The organism is Thermococcus sp. 101 C5 (assembly GCF_009372125.1).
Classification (GTDB): domain Archaea; phylum Methanobacteriota_B; class Thermococci; order Thermococcales; family Thermococcaceae; genus Thermococcus_A; species Thermococcus_A bergensis.
In genome coordinates, this window is sequence record NZ_WHIZ01000089.1 from 1 (window position 1) to 5529 (window position 5529).

Sequence of the window (5529 nt, forward strand, 5' to 3'; positions counted from 1 at the left end):
GGTAGGTTGTAGTATTGTTTAAAGAGGAGTATTGCCAGTATTGTTTTTACTGGAAATTTTTTGGATTTTGGCAGGTTCTTCAGCTTTCCTTCTGATTCGAAGTCTGCTAAAACGTCAAGAATTGCGAATGCCACGCTTTCAGGGTCTTTGAGTCTGTGATCCCATCTGGGGATCACGACAACCACCCGAAAGAATTCAGCAAAAACCCTAATAAAGGTTACTATAAACACGCCCCCCTCCTCCAGAAGCTTCATCAAGCTTTGGAATATTAGTTTTTATAACCTCCATTGTAACCACCAGCAAAAATTTCCATTTGTAAGTAACAATCGGAATTTTAATCCACCATTTATTTAAACTTTTTTGCCTATGAGGAAAAGGTTTTTTAAAGAAAAATTTCTTCCCGGAGTGGGGAGCAAAATGAAGTGTACAAAGTGCGGAAGAGATGCGGTGTATCATGCGAGATATGAGGGAAAGTTCTACTGTCACAAGCACTTCAATGAGATGGTTGAGAGCAAAGTAAAGCAGACTGTGAGAAAATATGGGCTAATCAAAAGAGGAGATAGAATAGCGGTGGGAGTGAGTGGGGGAAAGGACAGCGTTGTTCTTCTTCACATCCTCCACAAGCTCAGCCAGAAGTTTCCCTTTGAGATAATAGCCATAACCATAGACGAGGGAATAGAAGGATACAGACCGGAGAGCGTTGAAATAGCGAAGAAAAACGCAGAGATGCTTGGAATAGAGCACCGCATCTACTCCTTCAAGGAATACATGGGCTTTACCCTTGACGAGACAGTTAGTGTAATGGGGAGCTTTGAGAAAGGAGAGAGAGTTGGAGCATGTTCCTACTGTGGCGTTTGGAGGAGGTGGCTGCTGAACTATGCCGCTCAAGATGTCAACGCCGATAAGCTTGCCGTTGGCCACAATTTGGACGATGAAGTTCAGATGTTTCTTATGAACATAATGCGTGGAGATGTTGCCAGGTTGGGAAGAACGGGTCCCTATTATGAGGTTATTCACGAGGGACTGGTTCCGAGAATAAAGCCACTCAGAGAAGTTCCGGAAAAGGAGATAGTGCTTTATGCGATTGTGAACAACATTGAGGTGGACTTCAGCGAGTGTCCCTATGCGGTGGAGGCATTTAGGGCAGAAATCAGGGACTGGATAAACGAAATGGAAGAAAAGCACCCGGGAACCAAATACCAAATTTTAAGGAGCTACGATAAAATATTTCCCCTTTTGGCAAAGAGCTATGCTCACAGGGATCTCAATAAATGCAAAATCTGTGGACAGCCGACTACCGGAGAGATATGTAAAGCATGCACCTTTAAGCTCCAGGTGCAGGAAAAGGCAAAGGAAAAAGGCCTTACCTCTTTTTCCTGAAAGCCTCGCCCTTCAGGGCGGGGGAGTCTTTAGGGTCGAGTAAACTATCTATGGCACTTATCGCCCTGCAGCTTAATGTTCCTCTTCTGCCTTTCTCTTAAGCTCCTTGATTCTCTCCAGCCGGTATTCCTCAACAAGCTTTAAGAATTCTTGAACTTCCCTCTCTTTTTCTTCCTCTTCCCAGCGCTTCAGCTTTTCCTCTATTGCCTTTTCGAGCTCTTTTCTATCAACTATTGCAAAGTCGTCAACCCTCTTCACTTCGATTTCGCCCTCATAGAAAACAGGTATCTTCTTTTCTCTCAGCGTTTCATATACCGGATTAGGAAGTGTTCTTACGCTGATAAGCGCTTTTATCTTCTTCTCTGCGAGGTATTCAGCCATGCTCTTTCCAGCCCCCGAAGGATTAACAACATAGAGGACGTCTTCTTTTTTAATACCCGCAGAACGCTCCAGCTCCTCAATTTCTTTCCACGTCAGGTTTTCAATTACCTTTAGAGGGACGGCAGTACCCCTAAGTTCCAGAAGGTGCATTCTCTTTGCCAAAACCAGATCCTTGCTGAGCTTTTCTATTATTGATTTTGCTTCTCTAAGTTCTTTTTCAAGGTGGGCTATTCTTTTCTCTCTAATTTCCATCTCTTTCTCTCTGATGATCTTTTCCCTGATTTTCTCGTCATAGGTTGCCAATTTGTTCTCCAAGCTTTCTATAATTTTTCTCTGCTCTTCAATTACAGCCCTCAGCTCTTGATTTTCCCTCTCCAGCAACCTTATGGTGTTTTCGAGTTCCTGTATCTTTTCAACGTAGGGGGTAAGATCGACAGATGCTTCAACGGCTTCAGGGGGCCTTGTTTCCTCTTTGGTCTTTTCCTTTTCTTTTACTCTCAAAATGGCCTCTCCAAGGTTGTATCCCTGGATCACAAGAGCCTTTATTTCCTCCCCCTTCTTTGTGATGCCCATTTCTTTGAGTTTTGCTTCCACATGGTCAAGCTTTGGCTTCAAGCGGAGGTATGCTTTGTAAGCCGCAGCCAAAGCGTCTCTCTGGTGATCGTCCTCAACGCTTATTCCAAGGCTCTTTAAGAGCTCGTTCTTCTCTTCAACTTTTAGGCTCTCCCGTGGAACAAAGAGGATTGCCTTAAAAGAGCGAGAAATCTTCTCCACCAAGCCGGGGGCGGGATTTACGTCGGTGGCTATTATTATCGGGTGGCCGACCTCACTTATAAATCTCACAATATCGCTAACGGCCATATTCCTCTCGCTGTAAAGCGCTAAAATCTTACCGTTCAAATCTAAAGCTGCTATCCCAACGGTAATACCCGGGTCAAGCCCCACAATAATGCTTTTTCTTTCTTTTATGACACTTTCACTTTTTAAGGGTACAAATTCGAAGGTCTTTCTCTCTACAGGGCGGATTCTTATTTCAACATCCCCACCTTTCATGGGCTTTATAAGGCCTGCAAGCTCCTCTCTGGAAGCATAGACCCTGAATTCTCCTCTCTCCAGACCCTGGTCTTTCTCTTTAATTTCAAGGTCAAAAGGTATGCTGGCCCGTTTGAGGGTCTCCTCAATTTCCCTGACTTTATTCTGGATTAGGTTGTGGACTCTCCTCCTATACCTGTCCTGACTCCATCCACCTTTTCCCTGGCTTCTTCCTCTCGAGACTTTTATAATGACCTCATCTTCAAAGGGGAGAACCTCGTACCCTACTCCTCTAGCGGCTAAAAGGGCACATGCTTTTGCTTCTTCGTAGGGGTTGAACTTGTCTCCTATTCTGATTCCGTGTTCCTTAGCCAGGCTCCACAGAGCTCTTTGCTCTCCAGGTCTGCCGGTTACCTGAACTATCTTTGTCCCCTGCGGAATCGCCATTATAAACTTCCTGAGGTACTCTCCAAGCTCGTGGATGTTGTCCATGGCAACAATATCGGGTTTTTTGGCCCTTATGAACTTCAAAAGCCTGTAAAATGTAAACTCACCATGCTTGATTATCTTTCCATTAAACCAGCTAACCACTGCAAAGCGCATTGGCTCTTCGCTGATTATATCAATACCTACGATCAGAATAGGCATCACCCTCACTTCACTTACGTTGCCTTATTGGGTAGACGGTTTAAAAGATTGTCCCCTCAAAATTTGGGAAAAAGCTTAAATATTCATCCATACACAACATTGTATACGAGGTGGTCAAAAATGATGCTCATATTGGATGCTTATTTTAAGAACTTTCCAGCCAGACGGAAGGTAGCGGAGTTCCTTTTTGAAAATGGGTTAAGTGTAAGAAATGGAAAGATTTATTTGAGAAGTATTGAGGTTCCAATAAGCGAACTCTCACGTGTAGTTGGAGTAAACAGAAAAATAATCTACCACACCATAGAGTATATTGAAAACACATATCCCCTACGGATGATATTTGAGAGGCTTGACCCTCTTCCAAGCCTTATAAACGTGGCACCCATTATGGGATGGGAGGTTCTTGAGATAGAGCTTGAGAAAGATAAGCACTCCCGTGCCCTTTCGGAACTGCTCGGATACCTCTATGAAAACGGCGTCTCGGTAATGGAGATATTCAGCAGAAACCTTAGGCAAGAAGATGCTAGGGCATATATTGTCATAGATGGAACACTCCCCGTAGAGGTTTTCATGAAGATAAAAGACATTCCGGGGTTTAGAAGGCTTGTCATCCATACTCCCGAAAAGAGCAAAGAAAAAGTCGTGTGTAGTTACTGCAAGGTCAATTACTGTCCCAAAAAAGTTGTTATCGAGGGAGTAAACTACAAAAGTTAACCCACGACTCTAAATCCCTTCTCTCCCTTTGGTTCCTCCCACTCTACCTCTATTCTTGTAACCCTCGCCAAGGGTGGCCCCTGATGGGCCCATCCTATCAGTGCTTCGACTCTTTCTCTTTCTCCTTCAACCACGGCCTCGACGCTTCCATCCGGGAGATTCCTAACCCACCCGCTGACACCAAGTTTTTTTGCTTCCCTCTGCATGCTCCACCTAAACCCGACTCCCTGTACTCTTCCGTATATCCTTAGATGTGCTCTTACTATTTCCATCAGCTCCCCCCATTAAAAATAACCCCCATAAAATTTAAGTTTATCTTTGCTAACTCTTTTTGGTGGGGAGAGTGAGCGAGATGATTCTCGTATACACAACATTTCCTGATTGGGAAAGTGCTGAGAGAGTAACAAAAGAGCTGCTGGAGAGAAAGCTAGTCGCCTGTGCCAATTTGAGGGAACACAAAGCTTTCTACTGGTGGCAGGGCAGGATTGAAGAGGACACAGAAGTTGGAGCAATACTAAAGACAAAAGTTGACCTCTGGAGTGAGCTCAAAGAGACCTTAAAAGAACTGCATCCGTATTCCGTGCCGGCGATAATAAGGATAGATGTGGATCACGTTAATAAAGAATACCTGGACTGGCTCTTAGAGGTAACAAAATGATCAGGAAAGTAAAGCCGCAGATAAGAGTTATTGGCTTCGATGACGGCACTTTTTCTTTTAAATCTAAGCTCAGAAAAGGCCGCACTATTTTAGTTGGCGTTGTCATGAAGGGTTCCCAAGATGTTGTGGGAGTAGTCACAAGGTGGATTGAAATCGATGGCAAAGATTCAACCGAAAAAATGATTGACGCGATAAATAACTCCCGATTCAAAGATTTAAGGGTTATAATGCTCAAGGGAATAACGTATGCGGGGTTTAACGTCGTTGACGTGGAAAGATTAAGCAAAGAAACCGGATTGCCCGTGATAACGGTGATAAGGAAAAAACCTGATTTAAAGGCTATGGAAGATGCCCTGAGAAAGCACTTTGCAGATGCCGATGAGAGGATTGCTCTTCTTAGAAAAGCCGGAGAAATAAGGGAGCTGATCCCGGGAAAAGTATTTTATCAGGCTTACGGGCTCCTCCCACAGCAGGCAGAGGAGATAATAAATCTAACCCAGAAAAGCTCCCTCATACCTGAACCTTTGAGATTGGCCCACATGATAGCTTCTGCCGTGATTACTGGAGAGTCCAAGAGGGAATAGGCTTGAGCTGAATCTCTGTTCTAAATAGGCAAGTCCCAAGCTTTTATCGCAGATGGATACTGTTAGGATAAGCTGTGGGGTGTCAGGTTTAAGTTACTGGCAGTACTTTAGAAAAAGAAGGGGGAACATGAA

At 44.1% G+C, this 5529-nt stretch carries 7 protein-coding genes; 4 read left to right on the forward strand and 3 right to left on the reverse strand.

Features of this window, described 5'->3' with window-relative positions; translation table 11 throughout:
• A partial coding sequence (locus GBV73_RS10290) for a hypothetical protein (protein WP_152881071.1) occupies positions 1-230 on the reverse strand: 230 nt, incomplete at its 3' end.
• Between the two features lie 187 nt (positions 231-417).
• Here GBV73_RS10290 and GBV73_RS10295 point away from each other — a divergent pair.
• Positions 418-1380, forward strand: coding sequence for a TIGR00269 family protein (locus GBV73_RS10295; protein ID WP_042699185.1), 963 nt, complete (start codon positions 418-420; stop codon positions 1378-1380).
• 72 nt (positions 1381-1452) lie between these two features.
• On the opposite strand, the gene GBV73_RS10300 is transcribed toward GBV73_RS10295, so the two are convergent.
• Positions 1453-3441: a DUF460 domain-containing protein gene (locus GBV73_RS10300; protein ID WP_042699182.1), complete on the reverse strand. Its 1989-nt coding sequence runs from the start codon at positions 3439-3441 to the stop codon at positions 1453-1455.
• A 120-nt stretch (positions 3442-3561) separates the two neighbouring features.
• On the opposite strand from GBV73_RS10300, the gene GBV73_RS10305 reads away from it, so the two are divergent.
• Positions 3562-4155, forward strand: coding sequence for a regulator of amino acid metabolism, contains ACT domain protein (locus GBV73_RS10305; RefSeq protein ID WP_152881169.1), 594 nt, complete (start codon positions 3562-3564; stop codon positions 4153-4155).
• Here GBV73_RS10305 and GBV73_RS10310 read toward each other — a convergent pair.
• A complete protein-coding gene (locus tag GBV73_RS10310) occupies positions 4152-4427 on the reverse strand; it encodes an acylphosphatase (protein WP_152881171.1) in 276 nt (91 codons plus the stop codon). The two genes, GBV73_RS10305 and GBV73_RS10310, sit on opposite strands and share 4 nt — an antisense overlap.
• Positions 4428-4507: 80 nt before the next feature.
• On the opposite strand from GBV73_RS10310, the gene cutA reads away from it, so the two are divergent.
• The gene (cutA, locus tag GBV73_RS10315; RefSeq protein ID WP_042700599.1) at positions 4508-4813 is read left to right on the forward strand and encodes a divalent-cation tolerance protein CutA; all 306 of its coding nucleotides are present in this window, start codon (positions 4508-4510) and stop codon (positions 4811-4813) included.
• On the forward strand, positions 4810-5397 hold the full coding sequence (locus GBV73_RS10320; RefSeq protein ID WP_152881173.1) for a DUF99 family protein: 588 nt from the start codon (positions 4810-4812) through the stop codon (positions 5395-5397). The genes cutA and GBV73_RS10320 overlap by 4 nt, the downstream gene beginning before the upstream one ends.
• The last annotated feature ends 132 nt before the right edge of the window (positions 5398-5529 follow it).

Coding starts and splice junctions, on each gene's coding strand:
- GBV73_RS10300 (WP_042699182.1), bottom strand. CDS start 3,441: ATGCCTATTCTGATCGTAGGTATTGATATAATCAGCGAAGAGCCAATG.
- GBV73_RS10305 (WP_152881169.1), top strand. CDS start 3,562: ATGATGCTCATATTGGATGCTTATTTTAAGAACTTTCCAGCCAGACGG.
- cutA (WP_042700599.1), top strand. CDS start 4,508: ATGATTCTCGTATACACAACATTTCCTGATTGGGAAAGTGCTGAGAGA.
- GBV73_RS10295 (WP_042699185.1), top strand. CDS start 418: ATGAAGTGTACAAAGTGCGGAAGAGATGCGGTGTATCATGCGAGATAT.
- GBV73_RS10310 (WP_152881171.1), bottom strand. CDS start 4,427: ATGGAAATAGTAAGAGCACATCTAAGGATATACGGAAGAGTACAGGGA.
- GBV73_RS10320 (WP_152881173.1), top strand. CDS start 4,810: ATGATCAGGAAAGTAAAGCCGCAGATAAGAGTTATTGGCTTCGATGAC.